The sequence below is a fragment of the Mycobacterium sp. PS03-16 genome (assembly GCF_004570325.1).
Taxonomy (GTDB): domain Bacteria; phylum Actinomycetota; class Actinomycetes; order Mycobacteriales; family Mycobacteriaceae; genus Mycobacterium.
On sequence record NZ_SPQO01000080.1, the window covers coordinates 1 to 1,011 of the forward strand.

At 69.1% G+C, this 1,011-nt stretch carries 1 protein-coding gene; it reads right to left on the reverse strand.

Annotated elements, in window-relative coordinates; translation table 11 throughout:
- Nucleotides 1-1,011: acetyl-CoA C-acetyltransferase (locus tag E4P42_RS26770; RefSeq protein WP_135129650.1), on the reverse strand; the 1,011-nt coding region annotated here is incomplete at both ends.

Consider the following 1,011-nt stretch of genomic DNA (forward strand, 5'->3'; position numbering starts at 1 on the left):
GCGCAGGATGAGGGCGTCGCCCTGGCCGCCGGCGCCGCACAGCGCCGCGACGGCGTAGCGGCCACCGGTGCGCCTGAGCTCCAACGCCGCATGCAGCGCCACCCGCGCACCCGACATCCCGATCGGATGCCCGATCGCGATCGCCCCACCATTGGCGTTGACCTTGGCCGGATCCACCCCCAGCTTCCTGGTCGAGGCCAACGCCACCGCGGCGAACGCCTCGTTGAGCTCGATCACGTCCAGATCGTCGACGGTGATGCCCTCCCTGGCCACCGCCTTCTTCACCGCATTGGCCGGCTGGGACTGCAGCGTCGAATCCGGCCCCGCCACCACCCCGTGCGCGCCGATCTCACACAACCACTCCAGCCCGAGCTCCTCGGCCCTGGCCTTGCTCATCACCACCACCGCACACGCCCCGTCGGAGATCTGCGACGCCGACCCCGCGGTGATCGTCCCGTCCTTGCGGAACGCCGGCCGCAGCCCCGCCAACGACTCGGCCGTGGTGTTGGCCCGGATCCCCTCATCCTCGCCAAACTCGATCGGGTCGCCCTTACGCTGCGGAATGCTCACCGGCACCACCTCGTCGGCGAAAATGCCGTCCTTCCACGCCGCCGCCGCCCGCTGATGCGACCCGGCCGCATACTCGTCCTGCTCGGCGCGGCTGAACTGGTCGACGTCGTTGCGCTGCTCGGTCAACGCCCCCATCGGCTGATCGGTGAACACATCATGCAAACCGTCATACGCCATGTGATCGAGCACCGTGACATCGCCGTACTTGTAACCCGACCGGCTGTCCATCAACAGATGCGGCGCCCGGCTCATCGACTCCTGCCCACCGGCGACCACCACCTCGAACTCCCCGGCCCGGATCAACTGATCCGCCAACGCGATCGCATCGATGCCCGACAGGCACATCTTGTTGATCGTCAACGCCGGCACATCCCAGCCGATCCCCGCCGCCACCGCGGCTTGGCGCGCCGGCATCTGCCCCGCCCCCGCGGTCAGCACCTG